Source organism: Jonquetella anthropi DSM 22815, from assembly GCF_000237805.1.
Taxonomy (GTDB): domain Bacteria; phylum Synergistota; class Synergistia; order Synergistales; family Dethiosulfovibrionaceae; genus Jonquetella; species Jonquetella anthropi.
This window is the reverse complement of the sequence record NZ_CM001376.1, coordinates 515,874-541,670: the sequence shown is the minus strand read 5'-3', so window position 1 is coordinate 541,670 and position 25,797 is coordinate 515,874. Positions and strand designations below refer to the sequence as shown.

Annotated in this window: 26 protein-coding genes, 2 tRNA genes and 1 riboswitch; of the genes, 5 read left to right on the top strand and 23 right to left on the bottom strand. The window is 60.7% G+C overall.

Annotated elements, in window-relative coordinates; translation table 11 throughout:
- Entirely contained in the window at positions 1-822 is an 822-nt protein-coding gene (locus tag JONANDRAFT_RS02465) for a serine hydrolase (protein WP_008520501.1), read from the top strand.
- 87 nt (positions 823-909) lie between these two features.
- On the opposite strand, the gene JONANDRAFT_RS02460 is transcribed toward JONANDRAFT_RS02465, so the two are convergent.
- Entirely contained in the window at positions 910-1,536 is a 627-nt protein-coding gene (locus tag JONANDRAFT_RS02460) for a flavin reductase family protein (protein WP_008520500.1), read from the bottom strand.
- 92 nt (positions 1,537-1,628) lie between these two features.
- On the opposite strand from JONANDRAFT_RS02460, the gene JONANDRAFT_RS02455 reads away from it, so the two are divergent.
- On the top strand, positions 1,629-2,630 hold the full coding sequence (locus JONANDRAFT_RS02455) for a hypothetical protein (RefSeq protein ID WP_008520499.1): 1,002 nt from the start codon (positions 1,629-1,631) through the stop codon (positions 2,628-2,630).
- A gap of 57 nt (positions 2,631-2,687) precedes the next feature.
- Here the strand turns inward: JONANDRAFT_RS02455 and JONANDRAFT_RS02450 are convergent, their stop codons facing one another.
- From JONANDRAFT_RS02450 to JONANDRAFT_RS02405, 10 genes are all read right to left on the bottom strand, one after another.
- Complete coding sequence (locus tag JONANDRAFT_RS02450; RefSeq protein ID WP_008520498.1) at positions 2,688-3,005, bottom strand: hypothetical protein; 318 nt, start codon at positions 3,003-3,005, stop codon at positions 2,688-2,690.
- 4 nt (positions 3,006-3,009) lie between these two features.
- Entirely contained in the window at positions 3,010-5,115 is a 2,106-nt protein-coding gene (locus tag JONANDRAFT_RS02445) for a heavy metal translocating P-type ATPase (RefSeq protein WP_008522657.1), read from the bottom strand.
- A 93-nt stretch (positions 5,116-5,208) separates the two neighbouring features.
- Positions 5,209-5,439: a hypothetical protein gene (locus JONANDRAFT_RS02440; RefSeq protein ID WP_008522655.1), complete on the bottom strand. Its 231-nt coding sequence runs from the start codon at positions 5,437-5,439 to the stop codon at positions 5,209-5,211.
- Between the two features lie 194 nt (positions 5,440-5,633).
- Positions 5,634-8,111 (bottom strand): ATP-dependent Clp protease ATP-binding subunit, encoded by a 2,478-nt coding sequence (locus JONANDRAFT_RS02435; RefSeq protein WP_255348310.1) that lies wholly within the window; start codon positions 8,109-8,111, stop codon positions 5,634-5,636.
- Between the two features lie 21 nt (positions 8,112-8,132).
- Positions 8,133-8,657 (bottom strand): CtsR family transcriptional regulator, encoded by a 525-nt coding sequence (locus JONANDRAFT_RS02430; RefSeq protein WP_008520488.1) that lies wholly within the window; start codon positions 8,655-8,657, stop codon positions 8,133-8,135.
- 37 nt (positions 8,658-8,694) lie between these two features.
- The gene (gene plsY / locus JONANDRAFT_RS02425; RefSeq protein WP_008520487.1) at positions 8,695-9,303 is read right to left on the bottom strand and encodes a glycerol-3-phosphate 1-O-acyltransferase PlsY; all 609 of its coding nucleotides are present in this window, start codon (positions 9,301-9,303) and stop codon (positions 8,695-8,697) included.
- Positions 9,300-11,336: an acetate--CoA ligase family protein gene (locus JONANDRAFT_RS02420; protein ID WP_233417416.1), complete on the bottom strand. Its 2,037-nt coding sequence runs from the start codon at positions 11,334-11,336 to the stop codon at positions 9,300-9,302. The genes plsY and JONANDRAFT_RS02420 overlap by 4 nt, the downstream gene beginning before the upstream one ends.
- 66 nt (positions 11,337-11,402) lie before the next feature.
- Complete coding sequence (locus tag JONANDRAFT_RS02415) at positions 11,403-11,738, bottom strand: HU family DNA-binding protein (RefSeq protein ID WP_008522649.1); 336 nt, start codon at positions 11,736-11,738, stop codon at positions 11,403-11,405.
- Between the two features lie 192 nt (positions 11,739-11,930).
- The gene (locus JONANDRAFT_RS02410; protein ID WP_008522647.1) at positions 11,931-12,371 is read right to left on the bottom strand and encodes an RrF2 family transcriptional regulator; all 441 of its coding nucleotides are present in this window, start codon (positions 12,369-12,371) and stop codon (positions 11,931-11,933) included.
- Between the two features lie 82 nt (positions 12,372-12,453).
- Positions 12,454-13,470, bottom strand: a complete 1,017-nt coding sequence (locus tag JONANDRAFT_RS02405) for a hypothetical protein (RefSeq protein WP_008520478.1) — start codon at positions 13,468-13,470, stop codon at positions 12,454-12,456.
- A 165-nt stretch (positions 13,471-13,635) separates the two neighbouring features.
- Positions 13,636-13,744, top strand: a riboswitch (TPP riboswitch).
- A 78-nt stretch (positions 13,745-13,822) separates the two neighbouring features.
- On the opposite strand from JONANDRAFT_RS02405, the gene thiT reads away from it, so the two are divergent.
- A complete protein-coding gene (thiT, locus tag JONANDRAFT_RS02400) occupies positions 13,823-14,344 on the top strand; it encodes an energy-coupled thiamine transporter ThiT (protein ID WP_008520476.1) in 522 nt (173 codons plus the stop codon).
- 45 nt (positions 14,345-14,389) lie between these two features.
- On the opposite strand, the gene JONANDRAFT_RS02395 is transcribed toward thiT, so the two are convergent.
- The 5 genes from JONANDRAFT_RS02395 to JONANDRAFT_RS02375 form a co-directional block, all read right to left on the bottom strand.
- Positions 14,390-14,620: a ribbon-helix-helix domain-containing protein gene (locus JONANDRAFT_RS02395; protein WP_008520473.1), complete on the bottom strand. Its 231-nt coding sequence runs from the start codon at positions 14,618-14,620 to the stop codon at positions 14,390-14,392.
- 8 nt (positions 14,621-14,628) lie between these two features.
- Entirely contained in the window at positions 14,629-15,726 is a 1,098-nt protein-coding gene (locus JONANDRAFT_RS02390) for an ABC transporter ATP-binding protein (protein WP_008520472.1), read from the bottom strand.
- Positions 15,726-17,381 (bottom strand): ABC transporter permease, encoded by a 1,656-nt coding sequence (locus tag JONANDRAFT_RS02385; RefSeq protein WP_008520470.1) that lies wholly within the window; start codon positions 17,379-17,381, stop codon positions 15,726-15,728. Before JONANDRAFT_RS02385 ends, JONANDRAFT_RS02390 begins: the two co-directional genes overlap by 1 nt.
- 84 nt (positions 17,382-17,465) lie before the next feature.
- Positions 17,466-18,473 (bottom strand): ABC transporter substrate-binding protein, encoded by a 1,008-nt coding sequence (locus tag JONANDRAFT_RS02380; RefSeq protein WP_008520468.1) that lies wholly within the window; start codon positions 18,471-18,473, stop codon positions 17,466-17,468.
- 78 nt (positions 18,474-18,551) lie between these two features.
- Positions 18,552-18,989: an acyl-CoA thioesterase gene (locus JONANDRAFT_RS02375; protein WP_008522635.1), complete on the bottom strand. Its 438-nt coding sequence runs from the start codon at positions 18,987-18,989 to the stop codon at positions 18,552-18,554.
- Between the two features lie 77 nt (positions 18,990-19,066).
- Here JONANDRAFT_RS02375 and JONANDRAFT_RS02370 point away from each other — a divergent pair.
- A tRNA-Ser gene (locus JONANDRAFT_RS02370) sits at positions 19,067-19,152 on the top strand.
- Between the two features lie 145 nt (positions 19,153-19,297).
- Here the strand turns inward: JONANDRAFT_RS02370 and JONANDRAFT_RS02365 are convergent.
- Together JONANDRAFT_RS02365 and JONANDRAFT_RS02360 are read right to left on the bottom strand one after the other, a co-directional pair.
- Entirely contained in the window at positions 19,298-19,906 is a 609-nt protein-coding gene (locus tag JONANDRAFT_RS02365; RefSeq protein ID WP_008520463.1) for a ZinT/AdcA family metal-binding protein, read from the bottom strand.
- Positions 19,907-20,204: 298 nt separating this feature from the next.
- Complete coding sequence (locus JONANDRAFT_RS02360) at positions 20,205-20,801, bottom strand: ZinT/AdcA family metal-binding protein (protein WP_021775889.1); 597 nt, start codon at positions 20,799-20,801, stop codon at positions 20,205-20,207.
- Positions 20,802-21,446: 645 nt separating this feature from the next.
- Here JONANDRAFT_RS02360 and JONANDRAFT_RS07985 point away from each other — a divergent pair.
- On the top strand, positions 21,447-21,689 hold the full coding sequence (locus tag JONANDRAFT_RS07985; protein WP_155801283.1) for a hypothetical protein: 243 nt from the start codon (positions 21,447-21,449) through the stop codon (positions 21,687-21,689).
- Between the two features lie 187 nt (positions 21,690-21,876).
- Here JONANDRAFT_RS07985 and JONANDRAFT_RS02355 read toward each other — a convergent pair.
- From JONANDRAFT_RS02355 to selB, 5 genes are all read right to left on the bottom strand, one after another.
- A tRNA-Ile gene (locus tag JONANDRAFT_RS02355) sits at positions 21,877-21,952 on the bottom strand.
- Between the two features lie 13 nt (positions 21,953-21,965).
- Entirely contained in the window at positions 21,966-22,148 is a 183-nt protein-coding gene (locus JONANDRAFT_RS02350) for a ferredoxin (protein WP_008520452.1), read from the bottom strand.
- Between the two features lie 24 nt (positions 22,149-22,172).
- Entirely contained in the window at positions 22,173-23,012 is an 840-nt protein-coding gene (locus JONANDRAFT_RS02345) for a phosphoribosyltransferase family protein (RefSeq protein ID WP_008522631.1), read from the bottom strand.
- 29 nt (positions 23,013-23,041) lie between these two features.
- Complete coding sequence (locus JONANDRAFT_RS02340; protein WP_008520448.1) at positions 23,042-23,869, bottom strand: 4-(cytidine 5'-diphospho)-2-C-methyl-D-erythritol kinase; 828 nt, start codon at positions 23,867-23,869, stop codon at positions 23,042-23,044.
- The gene (gene selB / locus JONANDRAFT_RS02335) at positions 23,869-25,797 is read right to left on the bottom strand and encodes a selenocysteine-specific translation elongation factor (protein ID WP_008522628.1); all 1,929 of its coding nucleotides are present in this window, start codon (positions 25,795-25,797) and stop codon (positions 23,869-23,871) included. The genes JONANDRAFT_RS02340 and selB overlap by 1 nt, the downstream gene beginning before the upstream one ends.

The window sequence follows — 25,797 nt, the reverse complement described above, 5'->3', positions numbered from 1 at the left end:
ATGTTCTCCCGCGTCGCATCTCAAATTGCCAACAGAGTTTACGAGTCGGGCGTTCAAGCGTCGGTCGTCCTCGCCGATCCTGCGACGGGCGAGCAGTTCGACCTGCGGGGGCTTCAGCGCCTCAAGTCGGCCAGCCTGATCAAGCTGCCGATCCTCTGGGACCTGTTCGCCCGGGCCGAGGAAGGCTCGCTCAACCTAAGCGAGACGATCGTCGTCCCAAGCGAAAAACGGGTTGACGGCGGCCTGCTCCACAAGTTCTCCGCCAGCCCGACCTTGCGGCTCGAGGACTTGGCCGTTCTGGCCGGCACGGTAAGCGACAACACCGCCGCCAACCTGCTGATGGACCGGCTGGGACTCGACGGGATCAACGACCGCATTCGTTCGCTCGGCATGAAGTCCACCTCGCTGGAGCGCCGCATGCTGGACTCCGGAGCTGCCAAAGCAGGAAAAGACAACTGGACGACGGCCTGCGACGTGGCGCTCTTTTTGAGCGCCCTGACGTCGCCGGGCAAAACGGCCGGCCTCTCCGAAGCCGGCAAGAGGCGAATCATCGACATTCTGTCCGCCCAGAAGCTCCAATCGAAGCTGGCCGGAGCGATTCCCTGCGACGACGTGGACGACTTGGAAAAAGTCCTCGCCCACAAGACCGGCGAACTTCCCGGCCACGAGCACGACGCGGGAATTTTCTTCCCCTTCGGCCCTCGGCCCGCCGTGCTAGTCGTCCTCACGACCGGCCTGACCGACCGGCTTGACGGGGTACGGTTCTGCAGCGCCTTGGGGCGGCTCGTTTATGACGAGTGGAAAGCCCTTCAACCCAGTTGACTAGTTAAGATAAAATGAGCCGGGGCGGTTATCCGCCCCGGCTCATTCGTTATCCCATCAAGTTTCGGCTATTCCAAACGCTTAAACTTATTTCTGGCCGCTCTCCGCTTCCAGCACTTTGACGATCTCGCCGATGTACATGACGTGAAAGTCCCGAAGCGGGTAGTTGTCCTCTATGATTTGAGCGTCGACGAACCCATCGGCGGTTATCTCGCCTCGATACAGCTTTCGACAGACCATGACCAGCGACGACTCGGCAAAGTAGGTGAACCCGTCGCCGAAGGCCGGCGTCAGCCCTGCTTTGGCGACTTTGTCCTCGTCGCGGCCAGAGTGGGAGCCCAAATATTGAAGCTGTTTTCTGTACGACCTTGGGAAAAACGAGAGCGAAAACAGCGGTTCCCGGTCGACGAACTCCCTCGTGTACCTCTGAGGGCGAATGTACACCACCGCGGTGGGGAGCCCCTTGCCGTGGCCCCAGATGGCTCCCAAATGGCCCCACGCGGCGGTCATCGTGTTGTAGCCGCGCTTCTCGTCGCCAGCCGTGATGAGCATCCATTCCTCGCTGATCAGCGACATCGGGTTCATTTGCAACGTTTCTACCGGAATCTCTCTCATGTCGGTCCTCCCCTTCAAAGGCATCTCCGCCCGTCCTGCGGCCAGCCGCCCGTCGGGACTGCCCGTCTCGTTTCCGCCCGAGCATATTAAGCATAACATCACGACGGAGAAAACGCCGGTTCTTTCTGCGCCGCTGGCCTGTAAAATAGAAAACACGGCCCGTCCCAGCGGCCTTAAGGAGGTCAGAGGACATGACGCTTCAAGAGAACGATACGGCGCTTCTTCTGCAGTTTTCCCAAGATCATCCCGTTTGGTCTCCCCGACTGCTTGAACTGGCCGGCGTCGATCCTGCGCCGCTCGAAAAACTTGTCGGCGCTGGGCTTTTGAACGGGGAAGACGGCCTTTTCTGGCTCACGGAGGAGGGACGAACGGCGTTTGACGAGGCGGCGCGGGAGTGCTTCTTAAACGAGCAAGTGGGCCTAGTACCGGGGAATCCGACGCGGCGGGCCGAGACGACCGAGCTATGGCTGGCTCTTCAACGGGCCCACCGCCAGCGCTGGGGGATCAAAGATTATCGGTTTGCTCTTCAAATTCCCGTCCACCCCTGTTCAACCGGCCGGGCGTGGCGCCTTGAGGACGGCGTTTTCTCATGGCTCTGGCCGCAGAGCGCCGGCGCGAAGAAGGCGCTGTCCCTGTTCCCTCCGGTGCCGCTCCGCGAGCGGGCCCCGCGGGGAAGTCAATCGCTTCGCCGCTTTTCGTGGCGAGAAACGTTTCCGTCTTCCGAAGAGCTGAACGCCGATCTGCTGTACCTGTGCCGATACGATTACCAGTACTACGAGGACTTCCCCGGCTATCCGGGCGACGGCCTTCGGCTGGCCAACGCCGACCGGTTCTTCTTCTCCTTCGCGCAAACTCTGGAAGAACAGCTCGACCTTTTAGGGCTCTATCAATCCTGGCTGCTCCAGCTTCGACTGGCTGACCTGCCGGGGTATCTGGACTTTGACACCCAAGAGCAGGACAGCGTGAACTGGCTGCTCTTCGTGACCGCTGACGAGACAACCGCCGCGCTGAACGCCGATCGGCTTCGGGCTTTGGGAGACTTGGCCGAGCCGGCCAAGCCGATGGAAATATGGACGGTCTCCCTGCAGGCCCTCTGGGCAGCCAAGCCGGACCACGAAGTGATCTGGGAGGTTCTCCCGTTCGTCGTCCACCCGATCAGCCGAACGCCGACCTTGAGCTGCTGCAAGATGTAGCCGTCAAAAAAGCGCCCCGCCCCAGCAAATCTGGGATGAGGCGCTGCTTTTTATTCGTCAGGCGTCCGAGCCGAGCTCGCGAACGATCTGGCCGCAAAGAACCTTGACGGCTTCCAGGCGTTCAGGACCGGCCGGCTGGCCTTCGAGGGTCTGAAGCTCTTCCAACAGAGGGCGAACTTCCAGAAGCCTCGACAGAGGGAGAGCCGCCGCCCGATAGAGGATCAGCAGGCTGCCGGTCGACGGCGTGGGCGTCAGGCTGGTGACGAACGGCAGGGACAGGAGAGCTCGGATGATGACGTCCCGAGTCCCCGCGGAAGAGATCAGAGACGAGCGAAGCCGGAGCCGGCCGGGAATGAAACTGGCGATGACGGACATGGTATCACTCGCTCTCTTCCGAAACCGCCTGCAGGCTCGCAGGCAGTTTGTCAAGCAGAGGCCTGACGCTGGTCATGCTGGTGCCGATGGTCACCGAGTTGTGCAGCAGCGCGCCCACGGCCGGCGTGATAATGCCCAAAAGCCCCAAAAGCAAGAACGTCGTGTTCAGCCCGACGATGGTCAGGTAGCTGCGCTCGATACGCCGCATGACGAGCTCGCTGAGGCGCCTGGCGTCTGGCAAAGACGAGAGGTCTCCGGCAAGGACCACATCAGCGACCTGCTGGGCCACGTCGGCGGCGCCGCGAAGCGACACGCCCACGTTGGCCGCCGCCAAGGACGGCGCGTCGTTAATACCGTCGCCCACCATGATGACTTTTCGCCCCTGTTTTCGCAGGGACTGAACGAAGCGGGTTTTCTCGTCCGGAAGCATTTCGGCCCTGTAGTCGTCCAGCCCGAGCTGCTTAGCCACCCGAGCGGCGGTCTTGGGGTGATCCCCGGTCAGCATGACCACGTGCCGAATGCCTAAGCTCCGCAGCTGGGCCACGACGTCCGCCGCCTCTTCGCGAAGCGGGTCGTCGATGACCAGAAGGCCGATCAGCCGGCTGTCAAAGGCCAAGTACAGCAGCGAGCCGAGCTGTTCTTTTTCTTCGATGACCTTTTTCTGCTCTTCGTCGAAGACGACGCCCTCGTCCTCCGCCACGAAGTGACGGCTCCCGATAATCACCCGTTTGTCCAAGTACCGGCTCACGACGCCGTGAGCGACCACGTACTCCACCTTGGCGTGTTCTTCCCGGTGCGTCAGCCCTTCCAGCTCGGCCTGACGGACCACTGCGGTCGCTACCGAGTGGGGGAAGTGCTCTTCAAGGCAGGCGGACAGCCGAAGAATCTCGCTGCGCTGCCAGCCCTCGAACGGGACGACCTCGATGACCCGAGGCTGGGAGACCGTCAAGGTGCCCGTCTTGTCAAAGACTACCGTATCGGCTTCGCTGAGCGCTTCAAGGAACTTGCCGCCCTTGATGATGACGCCGCGTCTCACGCCCTCGCGCATAGCCGAGAGAATAGAAAGCGGCGTTGCCAGCTTAATGGCACACGAGTAATCGACCATCAGCGCGGCGGACGCCCTCGTGGCGTTGCCGGTCAGGGCGTACATCATGCCGGCCAAGCCAAAGCTCCACGGGACGAGGCCGTCGGCCATCCGCTCCGCCCGGCACTGAACCGATGCCTTGAGCTCTTCCGATTCCTCGATGAGCTTGGCAATTTGGCTGAGCCGGCTCTCGTCGGCAAGGGCCCGAACCTGGACCGTCAGCTCCCCGGCTTCTAGCGCCGTCCCGGCGTACACGGACGTTCCGGGCCAGCGGTGCACAGCCATGGACTCGCCGGTCATGGACGCCTGATTCACCAGCGCTTCTCCCGCCGTCACCACCCCATCGGCAGGGATTAAGCCGCCGGCACGCACGATAACGCGGTCGCCGACCGCGAGTTCGGACATGGAAATCTCGCGCTGAGAGCCGTCGTCGTTTTGGACCCATACGGAGTTGAGCCGAACGGCCAAGCTTTCTGCCAAGCTGGCTTGGGACCGCTTCTTAGTCCAGTCCTCAATCAGGTTTCCCAGAGCTAAAAGGGTCATCACCGTCGACGCGGTGTTGTAGTCCTGCCGGGCAAGCGAAACGCCAAGCGCCGCGGCGTCGAGCGTCTCAACACCCAGACGAAGGTGCAGAAGTTCTCTGATGCCTCGAAAAAAATACGCGCAGGCAAACGCAGTGGTGACGACGATCCGTATCGGCATGGGCAGCATTCGGCGGGTCATGGCGGCGCTCAGCAGCTTGGCAACCTGAACTTTGAGCGGCGGCTCGACAGGTTCAACCTGTATGTCCATTTCGTCCAGCTCCGAACGCTCGATCAGGCTGACGGCTTTCAGGATGCTGTCGCGGTGGCTGCCGTCGTGAAAGATCAGCAGACTGCCGGTTCTGCTCGACGCGGCGGCTCTTTTGACGCCGTCCTGCGTCTCCAGCACCGCGGCAAGCACCGGCCCGCGGCTGCCCCGAAGGTCTTGAGGCGCAAAGCGCAGGCGAATGCGGCAGGGCAACTCGTGTTCGATACGATAATCCATAGATATGTCTCGCTTTCGTTCTCTATCTGTTTCACGAAAACAGGCCCTTGAACGACGTTTCGCCGTCCTCAGGCCTTGTGCTGTCACAATCCGTTATTCAGCTTCTTCGCTCTGGGCCTGGGCCTTAGCCTCGGCAACGAAGTCCTCAGCCGCTTCCTTGCCCCGCTCAATGACGCTGGCAACCCGGTCTTTCAGCTCAATTCCCTTGCCGTAGACCGCAAGAGCCGCTTTCTTGGCCGTGCCGTTCTTTACCAGCACGCACGCGCCGACGCCAGCCGCAACGCCAAAGCAGAACCACATGAAGTTCCCCATCCGTGTAGTCACCTGAAATTCCCCCCTTCCTTTTGGTGTTCCTTCCGAAACATCAAATATTTTTATTTATTATATTGGAGCTCAATAGATCAGAAAGGTTCTTATTACTTAATTGAGAGACTAACTCTTTAATAACGGAGGACCAAGAGGGCGCGAAAAAAAGGCAGGCTCCTCTTTGAGGAACCTGCCGCAAAAAACTAAAGAAACTAATGTCCCTGCGTTTCCAAGGAAGAAAGCGCCGCTAAGACCGCCGGGCCCTCTTGGCAGCGGACGGCCGTCTCCCCGTCTTCAAGCGAGCAGACCAGTTCCCCGGACGCTCCCGGGTTGGCAATCAGCCATTCGGCCGTCGGGTCGGAAACTCTCTTTTCAACCAGCCGCCTGAGCGGCCGGGCGCCTGCACCTTGACGCGCCGCCTCGTCGAGAATCGCGAGCTTCAGCTGAGGCGAAACGGAAAAGTCAATTCCTCGCCGCTTGAGCCGCTGAACGGCCGGCGCTAAAAGCAGGTCAAAAATCTTCGACAGGTCCTCTGCGTTCAGCTGCCGGAAGTACACCACATCGTCCATTCGCCCGAGCAGTTCGGGCGGGAAGAACCGTTTCAGCTCGTCGGACATGACGCCCCGCGCGGCCTGGTCGCTCCGTCCCGCGTCGCTGAACCCGAAGGGGCTCTTGGCCGCCTCCCGGGACCCGAGGTTGCTGGTCATGATGATCAGCGCGTTGCGGAAGTCGACCGTGTCGCCGTGGCCGTCAGTCAGCCGTCCGTCCTCCATGATCTGGAGCAGGATCCGGTTCACCTGTGGGTCCGCCTTCTCTATTTCGTCCAACAGGACGACCGAATAGGGGTGACGTCTGACCGCCTCGGTCAGCTGCCCCCGATCCTCGTAGCCCACGTACCCCGGCCCGGTTCCGATGAGCCTTGAAACCGTGTAGCGGTCGTGAAATTCGCTCATATCCAAGGCGATCAGCGCCTTGTCGCTGCCGTACAGCTCTCTGGCCACAACCCGCGCCAGTTCGGTTTTGCCGACGCCGCTGGGTCCCAAGAACAAGAAACTTCCAATCGGACGCTTTTCGTCCTGCAGGCCGCTTCGGTTGCGGCGCAGGGCCCGGCAGACGCATGAAACCGCCTCGCTCTGGCCGATCAGGTGCTTTTCAACCCGACTCTCTAACGTCAGAAGCCGTTCCGCCTCCGACTGGGACATCTGGCCGACCGGCACGCCGCACCACGACGACAGAACCTGAGCCAAGTCGTCCGGCCCGACCCTGCTGCCGCTCATACGCCGGCCTCGGCGCCAAACCGAAAGGTTTTCTTCCAGCTGCTGGGCCGTCTCGGCCTCGTCGCTGCGGAACCGTCCGGCTAGCTCAAAATCAGCGGCCAGAATAGCCGCTTCTTTGTCGCGCCTCAGTTGGCCGAGCCGAGTCTTAACCTCTTTCAATTCCGGCGGCCAGTCGGACCGGTCGAGCTGAGCTTTCGCGCCGGCCTCGTCAATCAGGTCGATGGCCTTGTCGGGGAGCCGCCGGTCCGTCAAAAAGCGAGACGAAAGCCGAACCGCCGTCTCGGCGGCTTCCGGCGCGTAAACCACGCCGTGGTGTTCCTCGTACCGGGGAAGCAGGCCGGACACGATGGCCACGGCCGAGTCAAAGTCAGGCTCGGCGATGTCGATCGGCTGAAACCGCCGTTCCAGCGCCCCGTCGCGTTCGATATAGCGCCGGTATTCGGCCGCCGTTGTCGCGCCGATGATCCGCAGCTCGCCCCGAGCCAAACTGGGTTTGAGCATGTTGGCGGCGTCAAGGGAGCCTTCGGCGTTGCCGGTCCCGATCAGGGTGTGTATCTCGTCGATAAACAGGATGTCCTTGGACTTGGAGGCCTGAGCGATGAGCTTTTGGAAACGCTCCTCAAAGTCTCCCCTGTATTTTGCGCCGGCCACGAGGCTGCCCACGTTTAGCTGAAGGATTTTCTTTCCCTTCAGCGGGTCCGGCACCATTTCGGACTGAATCAGCTGGGCCAGCCCTTCCACGACGGCGGTCTTCCCGACTCCGGGATCGCCTACCAGCACCGGGTTGTTCTTCGTCCGGCGGCAGAGCACCTGCATGAGCCGACGGGTCTCTTTCTGGCGCCCAACGATCGGATCCAGCTCGCCGGCAGCAGCCCGCGCCGTGAGATCGACGCAAAACTGACCTATGATCGCGAGCTCCGCTTCATCCCCCTCGCCGTTTCCGGCCTTCGGGCTGTGAACGGGGCTTTCCTCCCGCTTAGAGGACGCGAGAAGCTCCGCTGCTCGCTCCCTCAATGTTTCTGGGGAAACTCCCAGCGTGGCCAGCAAACGGCACGCGCCGTTGTCATTGACTTTCAGCACGGCCGCCAACAGGCACGACGGGTCTACCAGCTCGGCGTCCAGAGACCGGGCGCTGTTCAACGCCGCGTCGAGACACCCTCGGGCTCCGTCGCTGAACGGCAGATCGGTCTGCTCGTCCGGCTCAGGGATCGTCTCGTCGATCTTCAGCGTCCGTCGAAGGCCCTCCGCCGTCACGCCGTTTGCCTCGAGCAGACCTGCCGCGCTGGACGTCCCCTCGGCGGCAATTCCCAGAAGCAGGTGAGCCGTGCCAATTTCTTTGCTGCGCATTTTCAGCGCTTCCCGGTGAGCTATTTGCAGAGCACGCTTACAGGAATCGCTGAAGAACTGCCACATCATAAAACGACTCACCTCCCATCAAGAAGCGTAAATCAGGCCGCGGAACACCCGCTTGGCCAGCTCGGCCCTCATCGCGTCGCGCCGGAACGGGGAAATGTCAAACGCGCCGTCTGCCAGATCGGACAGGTGGCGAAGGGATATCTCCACGATAAGGCGTTCCCTAGGCGTGATCAGCCCACGTTGCTGAAAAAGGGTCAGAAGGCGCTTCGCGTCCTGCTCGGTCAGGCTGTCGCCAACGATATCTTCCACGTACCGCTGTTTTTCTTCGGGCTGCTCGTAGCTGATCTTGAGAATACGGATGTACCCGTTTCCGCCCCGCTGGCTTTCGACGAGGAAGCCCCTTTCCGGGGTGAAACGGCTTCGAATCACGTAGTTTATCTGGCTTGGCACGCAGCCGAACCGTTCGGCCACGTCCTTGCGGCGCAGCGACACCCGATCCTGGTCCTGCTCCCTTTCCGAGTCGGCGAACAGGCTTTGAATGTACTGCTCAATCACTTCGGTCAGGCTCATCGACATGTCATCACCAACCTCTCGGTCATTCATGAGCTTATAGTACCTTATGGTCAGTGAATATCAATCGTTATTTTTGACCAATCCTGTTCTCCGTTCCGCGCATAATCCGCCCGACGTTCGACCTGTGGCGCCAAAATGCCAACAGGGCCAGGCAGACGCCGAGCCAAACGCTCTCAGCGGGAACTTTAGCCAGGGCCAGCAGGACCGGCGCGGCAGTCAGGGCGATAAGAGAGGCCAGCGAGACCATCCGCCACAGGTAGAGACAAAGGCCCCACACGACGCCGGCCAGAGCGATCGCCGCGGCCGACCACGGTAGGGCGCAGAAAAAGAGCGTTCCAAAGGTCGTAGCCACGCCCTTGCCGCCCCGAAACCCCAGCCATATCGGGTAATTGTGCCCTAAAACGGCGGCCAAGGCGCCGCACATGACCAGCCAATTGGGAAGTCCGGCAAGGCGGAACAGCCCGATGACGAGGGCACCCTTGAGCATGTCGAAGACGATGACTCCCACGCCCCACTTCCGGCCCATCAGCCGGCCGACGTTTGTGCCGCCGGTGTTGCCGCTTCCAAAGGTCCGAATGTCAATGCCGCGGACTAAACGGACCGACAAGTATCCGGTCGGAATCGAACCGATCAGGTACGCCAAGGCCAGCCATAAAAACGAGAGGGAAAAATTCACTGTCGGCTCCTTTCCGTCCGCCGGATAAACGCGTCGGCAATCTCGGCGGCGTTTGGTCGGACGAAAATAGGATTGATATCAAGAAGTTCCAGATCCGGCTCGCAGTCCCCCATGACGGACATCTGGGCGATTGTCCTGGCCAGCTCGTCGCTGGCCAGCGGGACGCCGCTCCACGATCCGGTAATGAGCGAAGCGCCTTTCAGAGAGCTGATCATTTCCTGAGCCTCTTCAAACGTCACAGGCGCCGGGCGCAGGGCGATGTCCCGCGTCATCGCATAGTAGGCCCCGCCGAGCGCGACGGCGACCACCGGGCCAAAAAGCGGGTCCCTCTTCAGGCCGATCATACACTCCAGCCCGTCGGTCACCATGGTCTGGACGAGCACGCCGCGAAGTTTCGCCTCCGGATGGCCTCGGCTCACCCGTTCGAGCACCCGGCCGTAGGCGTTGCGCAGTTCTTCCGGCGTGCGAAGGTTCAGAGCGACGCCGCGCGCCTGCTGCTTGTTCAGCAGCGACGGCGAGACGGCCTTGAGGACCAGCGGGAACCCCAGCTCGTCAGCCGCACTCATGACCTCTGCCAACGAAGAGCAGAACCGGGAGGGAACCAAGCTCAGCTGATAAGATTTCATCAGGTCCATGACCTGCGCCTCGTCAGGCCGTTCCGGCAGCTCCGGCAGTTTGGGCGCAGGAGGGACCGGCTGGGACGGCAGGGCGCGAACGGACGATGCGGAGATTTTTTCTGCCAGCGCGATCGCCCGAGCCGCTTCGGCCGGGTCCCGGTACACCACGACGCCGGATCGGGCCAACAGGTCCCCATAGCCGGCAAAGCGACGCCAGTCTCCGAGACAGCACAGGACGATCGGGCTGGCGATGTCTCGCCCGGCTTCGGCCAATTCGGAGACCACCCGGGCCACTTCGTCGCCGCCAAGAGCTCCGAGGACGACGAACGGCAGGCAACGCCCGCCGGAATGAATGCGCCGCAAAGCCTCAGACAGAACCCCGTCTGACTGAACAAGCGACTCGGTGCCGCTGATCGGGTTGACCGCCTTCGCCCTCGGCGGCAGGACTTTCTCCAATTTTTCCGTGAGTTCGGGAGAAAAAGCCGGCAGCGCGACGCCGGCGCGGAAACAGCTGTCGCGCAAAAGCAGCGCCAGCCCCACAGACGAGGCCAGCCCGGCTATTGAGAGCCCCTGCGCCGGCCGAGAACACCCGTAGAGCTTGGCAAACGCCAACAGCTCTCCCACGTCCGACAGGAGCGTAACGCCGTAGCGTTCCGCGACAGCCCGCCAAGTTGCGTCGTCGGCCCAGTTTCCGTCTGGGTGGCGAAGGCGGGCCCTTCGATCGATGCCTGGGAAGACACCGCACCGCAGCAGGACGACCGGAACGCCCTGGCGAACCAGCCGGGCAGCCCGTTCCATGACCCGGCGGCCCTGCACAAACGACTCGGCGCAGAGGACCACCAACCGGGTCTGCCCGTCTTCAGCGCACTGGTCCAAACACTCGAGCAGGGCGCCGTCGTCCTGACACACTCCTAAGGAGACGACCTGACGGAACTTAACGCCCGCCTCAAGGGCCATGTCGAAAAGCGAGAAGACGACCGCGCCGCCCTGCCCGATCAGAGCCACGTTGCCGTCCAGAGCCGCTGACGGCTGGACGGCCGGCGTCCAGCTGACGAAAAGATCCTGAAGAGGATCGAGGACGCCGCGGGATCCGGGGCCGAGGACAAACGTCCCGCCCCGGCGGATTCGGGCGAGCTGGCCACTGGAAGCGCCAAAGTCACCGTCTGAACCAACGACAAGGCGCTGGGGCTTCCAACGCTCGCACCAGTCGAGAAGCTCGGGCCGGTCGCAGCTCGGCGCGAGCAGCACGACGTCCCGGCCGCCGAACGCCTCGCCGGCGGCGAGCACTTCGGACTGGGACGCTACTGTCAAAGACGCTAAGCCTATTCGATGAATTGACTCCAACGGACGGACGTCTTCCTGGGTCGGCTGATCACCGGTAACCAGCAGCACCTGCTTCATCTTCTCACCCGCCATCTCTCGGCTGACACCGACAAAAAACGCGGCCTCGCACATTGGCGAGGCCGCGAACTTCTCAAAAGGCTACTTCTTGCCGCCCTTTGCGCCGCTCTTGCTCTTTGCGCTGCTCTTCGCGCTCGGCTTCGTGTCGACAGCGCTGCGAAGGAGCTTGCCGGCCTTGAATACGGGAACCTTCTTCGCCGGGATATGAACGGTCTTTGTCGGATCCTGCGGGTTACGGCCAGTACGGGCGCTGCGCTGGCGAACCTCGAAGGTGCCGAAGCCGACCAACTGGACCTTGCTGCCCTGACTCAGCGCACCGGAGATCCCTGCGACGACTGCGTTCACTGCTGCGACGGCGTCGCTCCTCTTCAGCTGTGCGTTCTCCCTGACAAACTCAACCAGTTCTGTTTTCGTCACACCTGACACCTCCCAAATGAGTTTCTTTATACGCGGTACTGCATGGGCTGAGTATATCACAGGTTTTCGGAAGTTCAATACCCCTCAGCCCTTTATTCATCAGCTTTTGTGAATCAAATATGAATGACCCGCCTGAAAACAGCTTAAAGAGACAGTTTTTCCTTCCCAAAACCGCTGAAAACACCCGTCCCGTCACAGCATGAGACTTTTTGACGACTGGGAAAGCAGGTCTTCCAGCGTCATGCTCCGGGACAGCTCCAAGACGGCCGAGCTGAGCTTTCGCCAGAAAAACGCTGACGGGCAGACGCTTCCTCTCTGTCTCGCCAGTTCGCACCCTTTCTCGTTGAACGCGCACTCCGGGAACTCCAGTTTTTCCCCCGACGCTTGGACTATTTCCAGTATGGTGATCTCCGACGGATCTTTCGCCAGCTCGTACCCTCCGTTGGCCCCCCGATAGCTGCGAAGCAGCCCGGCCCGGCGAAGCTTGGACACAAGCTGTTCAAGGTACGTGTCCGACAGCTCCTCCCGCTGAGCGATATCCATCACGGAGACAGGAACGATCCCGCTCTTTTCCATCTGCGCAATCGTCACCATAGCCCGCAGGCCGTAGTGTGCGCGTGTCGATACTTTCATTTTCTATGCCCCCAGTTCTCTTCATCATCTGCCGAAAAGCGCTGCACTGGCTCTCCGGCATTTGCCCCAAAATTTTTCTGTATCACTGGCCCGACGCGGCGTTTCCCCCTCGGCGGCTCCTTGTCTGCACCTGTGCCCGGGCGATCAAAAACAGCAGGTTGTCGTCCAGCGACGGCTTCTGCCCTGCTCCGGCCAGAAGCCCCGAGGTGACCCGGCCGGACGAGAAACGTCTCGTCATCGCGTCGAGCAACGCGCCGGCCTGCTGTTCGCTACCGGCCATACAGTACAGCACCGCACACAGCGCCCCGATCCCGACCGACGGTTCTGCCCCTTCGACGAGGGCATACGGCCACTCCCTCAGCCGAAGCCGAAATTCTTCCAGTCCCCGAAGGGGAAGGAACCCCATCTCCGTCAGGTAGACCAACGGGAGCAGGTATTCCCTGCCGTTCTGTGGGGTTTTTTCGTCCTGCCACGGGACGACACAGCCGGCCGCAAGCTCGCCCAGCGATTTCTGGGCCTGCTGTTTCCACGCCTCGTCCCACCGGGACAGCCGATCCATCACCGCCACGTCCAGCAGGAACAGCGGCGCCTCCGCGCCCCGGTCGATCAGGTGAACGCCCCATATTGGGTCGCGCCACGACACCGACTGGGCAAACTTTCCCCGGTGCCTCAGGTACTTGAGCACGGAACGCCCAATCGACAGCGTAGCCGCTTTTCGCTCCTGGCCGCCCCACCGGCCGTAGCCTTCGGCCAAGGCCCGGCAGGCCGTCATATTGTCGGCCAGCCAGCTTTCCTGGCCCATGGGCTGGAAGGCCTTATCCAGACTGTGATAGACCAGCCCAAGTGGGGACCGAAAGGCTCCCAGCAAAAACTTTTCAAGCTTCTCGTAGGCCTCCCGGCGGCCGCACTGGGCCTGATAGATCATGTCCAGCGCGAGCGTCCTCGTAAACATCTCTCCAGCCTGTCGGTCGCACAGCAGCCCCGAGTTGTTTCGATACGACTCTACAGCTTCTTCGAGCGGGTCGGCGCGCAGCGTCCGGACGTTAACGAAGCACAGCAGAACGCACAGGATTGCAGCGGCGAACGGCAATCGTTTCATCCCGTCTCACCTCCCGCAGGTCATTTCTCGTCCCATCTTCATCCGCTCTGCAGCCGTCAGTGCGGCATTTGCAAGAATTCCGACCAGAGCAGAATGCAGAGATATTATAACTGGTCTCGCAGAACTGTGGCATTGACAAGTTCCCTACTTAGGGGTACAAAAGATCCGTGGAACTGGGGGAGTCGGCAGCCGCCGGCTGAGAGGAGCTCGGAAGAGCTCGACCCCGGAACCTGATCCGGATCATGCCGGCGCAGGGAAGGGCCTCCCGACGACTCGTCGTCGGTCATACGCACCGCCCGCGCCCGCCCGGTCATCTCGCTCAAGTCAGAGCGAAACAGGGAGGGCTTTTTTAATGGAACAGAATCGCTCAATGGGAAAGACCCGCGTGTTGGTCGAAGGGGCGCTGGTCGTCGCGCTGACGGTCCTTCTGTCGGAGTGGAAGATCTGGAAGATGCCGCAGGGAGGCTCGATTACCCTTGGCGACGTGCCTCTGCTCATCTTCGCCCTGCGCCACGGCGCCAAGTACGGCATCGGCACCGGGCTGGTCGCCGGACTGCTCCGGCTCCTTCTTGGTGGCTACGTCCTCACGCCGGTACAGGCCGCTCTCGATTACCCGATCGCCTACGGCGCCATCGGGCTGGCCGGGCTTCTGAAAGACGTTGGACCGGCTGGAGCTGCCGGCGTCGTTCTGGGCAGTGCCGGACGGCTGCTCTGCAGCGTCATCAGCGGCGCGGTGTTCTTCGGCCAATACGCGCCGGCCGGACAGAATCCGTGGGTCTACTCGCTGATCTACAACGCCACGTATATGGTTCCGAACGCGATCATCGGCATAGTCATCACTGCCATTCTTCTGCCCAGACTCAAACGCTTCTGATCCTACAAAGTAAGCGCCCTGCAGAAAACTGCAGGGCGCTTTATTTTACTGGCCGTTTTCGCCGAGCAGGTAGCGGCTTGCCCGGGGTTTGAACGCGCTTTCGTCCAGAGAGTCCACGTGCTCGGCCAAAATTCGCCGCATGAACGCGGATCTGGTGCTTCCCGAATTTCTCGCCAGCTGATCAAGGTGAGCGACCAGTGATTCTTCAAGACGAACTGATATGGTGATGTATCGCTCCTGCATCTTCTCTCTTCCCCTCCAAATAGCGCCCCTCATGCCGTCATTTACTTTTCGTCTGGAACGACGACCGCCCCCCGGCGGTCAAACGACGCGCGTACCATCTCGCCAGGTTCTATGAGGCGAGTGCCAACGAGAAAGGGAACGGAGGAGTCAACCGGCCGGCCGTCCCCCAGACAGCCGGAATAGTTGATCCGATCCCCTTCAAACAGGCGGCGGTCAACCCGAAACGAGAGAGAGCCGTCCGATTCGTCCCCTTCAAGGGAAATATTTTCCGGCCGAACCACCAGCACGACCGACTGTCCCTCCTGCATCTGACGCCCTCGAACTAAACGGGCGACCGCGCGGCCAACGGAATTTCCCAGATCGACTGTTCCGAACTCGCCGTTGATCTGGGCCAACCGGCCCTTCAGCAGGTTCGCCTGACCGATAAAATCGGCCACAAACAGGCTGGCCGGATCGGCGTACAGATCCATCGGCGAGCCGAGCTGTTCGACGTGCCCCCGGTTCATCACCATGATCCGGTCGGACATGGTGAGAGCTTCTTTCTGATCGTGAGTGACGTACAGGCACGTCAGCGACAGTTCCTGCTGAATCCGGCGGATTTCCGTCCTCATGTGGAGCCGAAGTTTGGCGTCCAAGTTGGAGAGCGGCTCGTCCATCAGCAGGACTTGCGGTTTGAGCACCAAAACGCGGGCCAGCGCGACCCGCTGCTGCTCGCCGCCTGACAGCTGAGACGGGTACCGCTTGGCCGCCGCCGGCAGTCCGACAAGCTCCAAAGCGCCGGTAACTGCCTGAGCGATCGTTCCGGCGTTTTGTCCCCGCACCCTCAGCCCGTAGGCCACGTTGTCAAAAACCGTCATGTGGGGAAACAGCGCGTAGTTCTGGAACACGAACCCCACGTTTCTCTGGTTGGGCGGCAAATCGGTCACGTCGCTGCCACCGATGACGATCTTTCCCGAGCTGGGCGTCTCGAAACCGGCGATCATCCGCAGGGTCGTCGTTTTCCCGCAGCCGGACGGACCAAGAAACGTGAGGAACTCGCCCTGCCCCACTTCCAAGTTCACGCCGTCAACGGCGGCAAACTTTTGGCCGTCCTTGGTGTAAGTTTTGCTCAGCTCGGACAATTTCAGCGACAGCGCCATTATGCCACTCCTCTCCCGCGGTACAGAGCTCGGGCCAGGAGATTCAAAACCCCGCCCGCCACAAAAACGATAAGAATCAGGACGATTGAAAACGCGCAGGCGTGCGCGAACTGCAGTTCGGTCATGCACTCAAGGATTCGCGTCGTCAGCAGGCTCCATCGGACAGAAACGAGGAAAATCGTCGCGCTGATAGCCGTCATGGAGTGGATGAACAGGTACTTCATCCCTGACAGCACGGCCGGCAGGACCAACGGAAGGGTAACCAGCCGGAACGTCCGGCCGCTGCCCGCGCCGAGGCTCGCCGAGGCCTCCTCAATTGACGGGTCGATCTGCTGCATCGTCGCGATGACCTGACGGATTCCAGCGGACGCGTACCGAAACACGTACGCAGCGACCAAGACACTTATGGTCCCGGTGAGAACGAGCGGCTTGGAGTTGAACGCCACCACGTAGGCGATGCCCACGACCGTCCCCGGCAGGGCGTAGTTGAGCAGCGAGACAGTTTCCAGCGTCTTGCGGCCCCGGATTTTCCACCGGGCCGACGCGGTGCCCACAAACACGGCCAGCAGGCCGCCCAAAGGCGTCGCGATCAGCGCCACGAGCAGCGTGTCCATAATCGCCTTCCGGCCGAACGAGAACACGTACGCGTAGTTTTGAAGCGTCGGCGTCGGGTTAACGCCCCAGACCTTCACCACCGAGCCCCAGAGAATCAGCCCGTACAGGTACAGCACAAACGCCAGAACGAGGTCCATCACGCCCATCATGGCAGTCCGGGCAGCAGGCCCAGGCCCCTTGACGCTCGACCGGCCGCCGGATTTGCCGCTGATCGTCACAAAGCTCTTCTTCTCCAGCCACAAGTGCTGGAGAGCGTACACGGCCAGAGCCGGAGCCAACAGCATGAACGACAGGGCCGCTCCGCCCTTTAAGTCGTACAGCCCGGTGATCTGAAGGTACGCCTGAGTCGGTAGAACCGGGAACGAGTGGCCAGCCAAGACGAGCGGCGTCGCAAAGTCGGCCAGCGACGCGGCAAACAGCAACAAAAACGAGTTCGCTACCCCCGGAAGCGACAGAGGCAACGTGACGGTCCGAAACGTCCTCCAAGGGGACGCCCCCATGGAATAGGCCGCGTCCTCCAAGTTGGGATCCAGACGGGAAAGAACCGTCGCCAATGTCATATAGGCTATCGGGAAATACGTCAGCGTCTCGGAAATGAACGTCCCGCTGAACCCGTAGAACCCGATGGACTTCAGACCGAACAGCTTGAGCAGCGTCCCGTTCGGCCCAAGCGACAGGGTCAGGGCGATGCTGCTAGTAAAGGGAGGCGAGATGAGCGGTAGCATGACTACCGCGTTAATAATCCAGATAAAGGGCTTTGACAGGTGCAGGCGGGTCACCCCATAGGCGAAGAGGAACCCGAGCGCAGTTCCGCAGGTTGCCACGGCCAAGCCGAGCAGAAGACTGTTGCGGAACGCCAGTTGGTTGTACCAGTTCGTCGCGACGGGAATCAGCGTCCCCAGACTGGGAGCGCCATCGACGGTGAACGTTATCCACAGAAGGCGGACGAACGGGAACACCACAAAAACGCCCAGCGACAGCCACAGAGCAGTGACGACCGCCTTAGCGGCAGAATCGAGCTTGACCGGACTTCCCTTCAAGAGGTCACACCATCCTCAATGGCGCTGCCGGGGATACCCCGGCAGCGCGTGATCTGCATTTTTAGAGCGCAGCAGGTGCCGGCTCTACTTGATGACCTCGTTCACCCACCGCTCCACAAGCCGGTCGCGGTTGGCGCCCTTCCATTCGGTCGGCACCTTCTGAAGATTGATCTTTGACAGGTCAAGCAGCGGGTTCTCCGTCTTGACGCTCGGCTGGGTCGGCACGTAGTTGATCTTGTTCTCGACGATGAACTGGGCGTAGTTCACGCTGGTCATCCAGTCGACAAACTTTTTGGCCAGATCCGGATGAGCGCAGTTCGCCACAATGCCAACCGCCTCGATGCCGTAGGTCACGCCGTCGGACGGGTAGGTGATCTCTACAGGATACCCCTGCTGCTGAATCTGCAGCGCGTCGCAGATGTAGAAAATACCAGCTGCAGCCTGTCCAGTCGCAACGGGCATCGCGCCGCCGGCACCACTCTTCGTGTACATCTGCACGTTGTCGTTCAGCTTCTTCTGATAGGCGAACGCCTCGTCCTCGCCCATCACCTTCACCAGCGAGTAAATCCGCTCCGTCGCCGTGCCGGACGTGCGGGCGTCTGCCATCTGGAGCCCCTTCTCGTAGGCCGGGTTCAGCAGGTCAGCCCAAGACGCAGGAGCCTTCAGGTTGTGGGAAGCCAGAAAATCGGTGTTCGTCAGGAAGCAGAGCGGGATAATCCCGATCCCAGTCCAGAATCCCTTCGGATCCTTCAGATCCGCCGGGATCGTCTCGGCCGACGGGGAAACGTAGGACGCGAACACGCCCTTCTCCATACCGGCCTCGTAGGTGTCCGCCGGGCCGCCGATCAGCACATCAACCTGCGGGTTGTCCTTCTCCGCCACCAGCCGAGCCAGAGCCTCGCCGGCAGAGAACCGCATGAAGTTGACCTTAATACCAGTCAACCGGGTGAATTCTGCCGTCACAGGAGCCGCGTACATCTCCGGCATAATGGAGTACGCGTTAATCTCCTGAGCCGCCATAGCGCAGGACGCGCACAGGGCACCAGCAAAAAGCCCCGCCAATACAGCATGTCTCCTTCTCACCTGAATCATCTCCTCACGAATCGCCGGGCCAGCGCCCAGCTGAAAGTATGTTGATTATAGCGCGTCCGTGACCTGCCGCACAGATGGTCAGGCGTTCTCCGGCGTCTCCAAGACCCTTTTCATCGTCTCGATCAGCGGCGAAAGGAACTCGTGGCCCCCTTTAATCAGCTTTCCATCCGGCGACGCGAAAGCGTGCTTCGTCCACCCTTGGGCGCGAAGCTCCCCTTCGGCCCCCAAAAGTCGATAAGAAAATGAAACGCTGACCCGACTCACCGAATCCAGGGTCGTGACCAGCCGCAGCTGTTCGTCGTACAGGGCCGGCCGACGGTACCGACACGACACTTCGGCCAGCGGCAGAATGACTCCGGCCTTCTCCCATTGCTCATACGGCACGCCCCACAGGAGGCACAGCTCGGAACGTCCCATCTCAAACCAGACAAAATAATTGCTGTGGTGGGCAATGCCCATCTGATCCGTCTCGGCATATCTCACCCGAAACGTCACGTCACAAGATCGACAAATCAAACTGTTCCCTCCTCCTGAAAACCGACAAAGACTTTCATGACAAACATATCACACCTCCGTGATATAATACATCGCACGGAGGGATGGCCGAGCGGTCGAAGGCGACGGTCTTGAAAACCGTTAGGCGTCAGCCTCAAGAGTTCGAATCTCTTTCCCTCCGCCACCTGCAGCCCCGCCCCAGCAATCCGAGCCGGGGCTTTTTCTTTGCCCCAGATCTGCCAACCTTTGTCAAAAATGACGCGTCCTAAAACGAGAGGCCCCGCACAGAGCGTGCGGGGCCTCTCGTTAAAGTTCTTTGTTGTGAAAAGTTACAGGACGTACTTGACGAACGTCGCGGGCTTCATCTTCTCCATGTACTTCTCATAGGTCAAGCCCTTGTGAACGAACGTGCCCCACCAGCCGTGATACTCGGGCTTGGTGAGCAGATCTTCAGCGCTTACCTCGCCGTAACGGAAGTGGAAGTGCTGGGGATCGCCGTGCAGAGGAATCAACACCAGGTGAGTCAGCTGGCTGTCCTCAGGCGTGCCCTTGGCCTCGAAAGAATACCAATCTTCGCCGTCCGCATCCTTCACAGCGCCCTTGAACTCGTAGTCAACGCGAACGCTCTTGCCGTCTTTTGACTCAAAGGTGATGCCGTTCTCGTCAACCACAGCAGCCTGATAGCCCGAATGATACATGTCGGACATCTTCTGCTTCACCTGATCAACGGTAGCCGGCTTGCCCTGCTTCTCGCCCTCTTCGACGACTGCCTTGAAGAAGTCCTCAGTCCGAGCATCAGTCCAGAACGTCTGAGCGCTCACGTACTCGCCGGCCCAATCTTTCAGCCCAGTGATCTCAGCCTTATCCTGAGCAGCGGCGATCCCGCCAAAGGCAAAAAGCCCCAGAGCTACGGAACAAAGCAACGAACGAAACTTCATTGACATCCTTCCCTTCACAAAAGATAGTTATATCTTACACGTGACACGTTTTGATAAAACAGTATCTAACCTTGGGAATAATATCAGTAGGACCGCTGAAAGAATTTCTCTCGAAAATTTCTGAGCCTGCCGGACGAGCGGCTGTCCGTCGTCCTGACGGAGCGCGCCTTCAGCCGCTCGATCGCACAGCCATATCGGCGTCTTCTTGCTTACTCCCTTCAGACAAGACACTGCAAAAAATGAAAGGATAAAAAACCCGCGCGTTTCCGCGCGGGTTGAGAAAATCTTAGCCGGAAAATTACTCCATCTTCTCGGCGACCGCGGCCGGGTCAAGTTTGGACAGGAAATCAGCAGGTGCGAGATCCTTGTGGAACAGAACGCTGCACCACGCGGCGCCCGGGTTGTCAGCCAGCTCGGCTGCGCTTCCCTCTCCGCACCGAATCTGAAGCTGCTCAGGGTCACCGCTCAGATCGCTCAAAATCACATGAGACAGCTTGCTGTCAGCCGGAGCTTCCTTCGCGTCGAAGGCGTACCATTTCGTCCCGTCGGCGGCGCTGACGGCGCCCTTGAACTCGTAATCAACGTGAATGCTCTGACCGTCTTCCTTGATCTCAAACGTTATGCCGCTCTCGTCAATCAGGGCGCTCTTGAACTGGGACTCAAACTGCCCGCCGACGTTTTCTTTTACCTGATCAGCCGTCACGTCCTTGCCGGCCTTCTTCGCTTCGTCAACAACCTTCTGGCAGAACTCGTCTGCCTGCGGTGCGGACAAGAACGCGTCGGCGCTCACGTACTCGCCGGCCCAATCCTTCAAACCGCTCTTATCTTGGGCCAACGCCATGCCCCCCAGAGCCGCCACTAACGCGATGGAACCAAACAAAGAACTCAACTTCATGAAACTCTCCCCTTTCAAAGAAGATGGCCCCAGTATACTCATGCCACGTTTCCGACAAACCGTATTTAACGAAACAAAAGTTTACGATAAATCAATTGCATTATTCATTGCTTTATTATCAGCATTAATTAAACACCAGTGATATCAACGCCTTATAGAATCGCCCCAAAAGCCAGCTCGTGCAGATTACAGGAAAAACGCTATAGGATGACACGATGAACGACTGATGATCAATCAATTATGCACTAAATTTTACTTATGCCCCCGTCACAAGGACAGCGCTGTCCCCTCTCGCTTTATCGTGGTCAGAAGGCAAAAATTGACGCTGTAAGCCCCCAAAATCACCTTCAGCCGCGAAAAAACGCTTGCAGTCTGGCAGAAAAAAGAGGGACAGAAACTGTTTCAAACTAAAAATACTAGGGACAACCACGTCCCGGACCGATCAGACGTCTGGTAGCCAACAGACCAACTCTTTTGCCAAACCGCCCGCCGCACGCGGATGGACGCAAGACAGCCTCTCAAGGCAGAGCACACCGACCAGCGCACACGAAAAATGCCGCGCCGCGAGAGAGGCGCGGCATTTAAAAAAGACGTTGCCTCAGCTCTCGAAGTTGGGAAGCTACGTCCTTTCCTTACAGATGACGAATGAGGGACGACCGCCGAAAGGCCCGGCCTAGGCCGGGCTTGGGGCTTCGGGCTTGGGGCTTCGGGCTTGGGGCTTCGGGCTTGGGGCTTCGGGCTTGGGGCTTCGGGCTTGGGGCTTCGGGCTTGGGGCTTCGGGCTTGGGGCTTCGGGCTTGGGGCTTGGGGCTTGGGGCTTGGGGCTTTGGGCTTGGGACTTGGCCTTTTCCGTCAAACGAGGCCAGTCTGTGTAATCGTGCGGTCATGAGTTAAGACCTCATCACCCACCGTTTGCCAGTCGATCTCAAGGGCACGGGAGCAGCACAAACCTCAATGGAAAGCGGCTAAAGAAGCGTGACGGCATTTCTTTCTTGGCTAAACAACGAACAGAACAACTCGAAGTCATCAAAAAAAACAGTCCCCGCGGAAAAATTTCCGCGGGGACTGTAACCTTCTGGTGGGCCCACCAGGATTTGAACCTGGAACCTCCCGGTTATGAGCCGGCAGCTCTAACCCTTGAGCTATGGGCCCGAGTACGGGAAGTTTATTCCTCGACGATGATAGCGTCAACAGGACAGCTGGTCATCGCCTGAGACACCAAGCTGTTGCCTTCAGGGCGGATGACTTTTGCCACACCACGTGAGCTGGCGAGAGAAAACACGTCCGGATCTATCTGGATGCAGACGCCGCAGCCGATGCACCGTTCTTCGTTAATCGAGACCTTCATGAACGGCACCTCCCATGTGTGGGATTATAACACGGTCAAGCCTTCCGCGTCATCGTCGTACGGTTCGGTCGGGGCCTCCTCACCGGAGATATACAGCCGACGGCCCGGCGACAGACGAAGCAGGCTCTGACAGCCGGAAACGGCCTTCTTCGCCGGCTCGTCGGCGAGAATGAACGCGCCGACCCCGACGATTTGAGCGCCGAACTCCCTGGACACCTGACACATTCCCGCCACGGTACTGCCGCCCCGGACGAAGTCGTCCACGATGAGCACCCGATCGTCCGAACCGAGCTGTTTTGTTCCCATGTAAACAGCCCGAGCTTCTCCCGCCGGCGTCGGATAGTGGACGCACACGGCCGGCCCGTCGCTCGCCCTGTTGCGGAACCGGCAGAGAGCGAGAGGCAGCCCTAAGGCGCGGGCGGTGGAGAGTCCCAGCGGGATTCCCTTGACTTCCGACGTCATGACGATGGTCGGCTTTGAGGCGAGGAAGTCGGACGCCAGAGCGAGCCCGAGCAACTCGACAGTAGCCGGGTGAAACAGGACGTCGGCGTAGTAGATGAACCCGGCGGGCAGGCGGCGGGAACTCTGGCCCAGCCGCGCGACCATCTCGTCAAGGAACGTTTTCCGGCGAAGAGGCGACAGACTGGGAACGTAGGCCGCTCCGCCGGCTCGCCCCCGGTCGACGACGATCCGTCCGAAGCCTTCCAGCTGAAGCGTCTCGTCGATGACCGCCACGTCGTCGCTGATGACGGTTTTTGAGACCGAAAAATCGTCCGCCAGTCCAGTCAGCGAGATGGGACTGGACGGGGAGGAAAGAAATCTCGAAGTAATGCGAATCAGCCGTTCAATTCTTTGACCACGCACGACAGGTCTCCTTTCATCTGCTGCGCACGTCACAGGCGCAGAATCGTCCTGATCCAAGGTTCGTTCAGCTCAAGTTCCGGAGCCTTCCCGAAGGGCCAAACGCCGAACGCGGCGCTGCCGCTCCCGGTGAGCCCCCACGCCAGAGCGCCTGCGTCGGAAAACGCGGCAAAAAGTTCCCCGTACTCCGCCCGCTCGGCGGCAAGGGCTAAAAAGTCGTTGGGCAGAAGGCCGACTTTTTCTCCAGCACATAGCGCGTCCAACACTCGCATGGCTTCGCGTTGCGCCTCTTCCATGTCCTGCGGCTTGGCCCGTAGCCCGTCGAGCCGAGCGTACGCGCGAGCGGTGTTGGTCGGCCAGTTGGGACAGACGGCGATACAGGAAAGCTCCGCCGCTCTGCAGGGCGTCACGTCGTTTCCGATTCCCCTCATCAGGGCAGTCTGCGCTCCGGACAGGAAAAAATATCCGTCTGCACCGGCGGCGTCCCGCGCGACCGCAATTTGAAAGCCCAGAGTTTCGATGGCTTGAAGAAACGCCGCGCCGTTGCCGCTTCCGGCGCCAAGCCCAGATCCGGGCGGCACGCGCTTGTCCAGCGCGGTTGCCAGCGGAGGGACGTTTTCCCCTTCGGCGCGGATCATTCTCAGCGCCTTGACGAGGACATTTTCGCCTTCGATCTGACAGCCGGTCACCGACAGAGCGTCACGCGCCGCCGGCGCGATCGTCAGGCTCTCGACCGGCGGCGTCCGCCAGACCAGAGAGGTCAGTTCGTGATACCCGTCAGGCCGGCGAGGGCCGATGCGAAGCGTCAGGTTGATTTTGGCATAGCTGGGAACGGTCAGAGGGCTGACGGCGGCGGCCATCACCGAGCCCCGCTCCGACGGAGGACGATCCGCTTATCCCCGACCCGACGGGTGATCCCCTGTCCGTCCAAGTACTCCATCACCGGGACGGTGAACTTTCGGCTGCTGCCGGTCAACTCCCGCACGTCAGCCAGAGAGACGCCGCCCTGAACAGCCGACAGCTTTTCGACCAGCTGATCGACCATCTCCCGAGAGGTGACGAACGTCCCGTCCAAGACGACCGCGTCGCCGCCCTTTTTCAGCTGAGCCAACAGGTCGGCCAAGCCCTTTGCCTTCATCGAGACGGCGCCGCCGAGCTCTTCGATGGTGAGGAACTGATACCCGGCGGCTCGGCACGCGTCAAGGACGGCGGTCCGACTCTTCTCGAAGGCCTCGTCCCCCAGAGGGACGAACGACGGCAGACGAATGAGCCCGCCTTCAGAGGATATTTTCCCGGCGGCAACCAGCCGGTCGAGAATCGCCCGCCCAACCCTCCGGTCCGGCTCGGCGAACAGGCCGTTGATCAGCTCGTCGGGCTTTTCGCCGGGCTGGTGCGAGTACTTGGCGTGGTAGTCAGCCAAGGCAGAACAGATCTTTTCGACGTTTCGGCTGAACTCTTCGTTGGAGAAGACGACCGTTGAACCGGCCGCCACGACCGCCAAACGCTGGGACTTCTGAAGCTCTTCCAGCTGGGGAAGCAGGTCTTCTTTCATCTCCTGACAGGCGATCATCAGGTCGTTCAGCTCGATTTTGCCTCTCGCGCTGACGAGCCGGCAGACCCGGTCGTCTCGGTCAAGAGAGCCTTCAAGGTTCAGCAGCTCGCCGCTCATGCGCTCGCGGACGCGCCGGTTGCCCGGCTTACGGCCGTAAGGGTTGATGACGACGCCTCCGCCGATGGTCCGCAGGGGACTGTAAAAGCGGATGACGAACCTCTGGCCGATGGAAGCGGCGGCAGGTTCTTCAAGCACCAGCTGAACGGGCGCGTCCTCTCCCGGGTTCAGCTCCCGGGAGGACAGCAGGGACACGCGGGCGAGCACATCGGACGTTCCCAGATGGAGACGTACCCGCTGCCAGTGAGCCAGCGGCTCAGGAGCCGTTTTCAGCAGGGTCAGCCCCACGTCCAAACAGTCGGTCGCCTTGAAAACTCCGGCAGAGCAGACGACGTCCCCGCGCTTCACCTGATCCGTCTCGATGCCGGCCAAGCACAGAGCCGTTCTCTGGCCGGCCTCGGCCCGGACGACCGACGTCCCGTGAACCTGAACGGACCGCACTTTAGACGGCCGCCCGGCGGGCAAAACCTCTACCTCGTCACCGCGGGTCACCGAGCCGCGGCACGACGTGCCGGTGATGACCGTGCCGAACCCGGCCACGTGAAAGACCCGGTCGACCGGCAGAAAGAGCGCGCCGCTCCTGTCTCGCGGGGCCGTGCTGTCGACGAATCGGTCCAGCTCAGCTTTAAGCTCCGGAATGCCTTGTCCTGTGACGGAAGAGACCGGCAGAATCGGCGCTCCTTCAAGGAACGTTCCTCGGACGAGCTCCGTCACGTCCTCTCGGGCCATGCGGTAGATGTCCGCCTCGACGACGTCGCACTTGGTGAGCACGACGAGGCCTTTGGACACCCCCAAAAGCTGGAGGATATCCAAGTGCTCTCTCGTCTGAGGCATGACTCCCTCGTCAGCCGCGACGACAAGTATCACCGCGTCGAGGCCCGAGGCGCCGGCCACCATCTGGCGGATGAGCTTCTCGTGCCCGGGGACGTCGACCAGACTGACAACCCGGCCGCTGGGCAGTTCCAATGGAGTGAAGCCCAGTTCGATGGTAATGCCCCGCCGGCGTTCCTCTTCCAGCCGGTCCAGATCAGTTCCGGTCAGGGCCTTGACCAGCGTCGTCTTGCCATGGTCAATGTGTCCGGCCGTGCCGATGACCAGCGATATTTCCCGGCCGGCCAC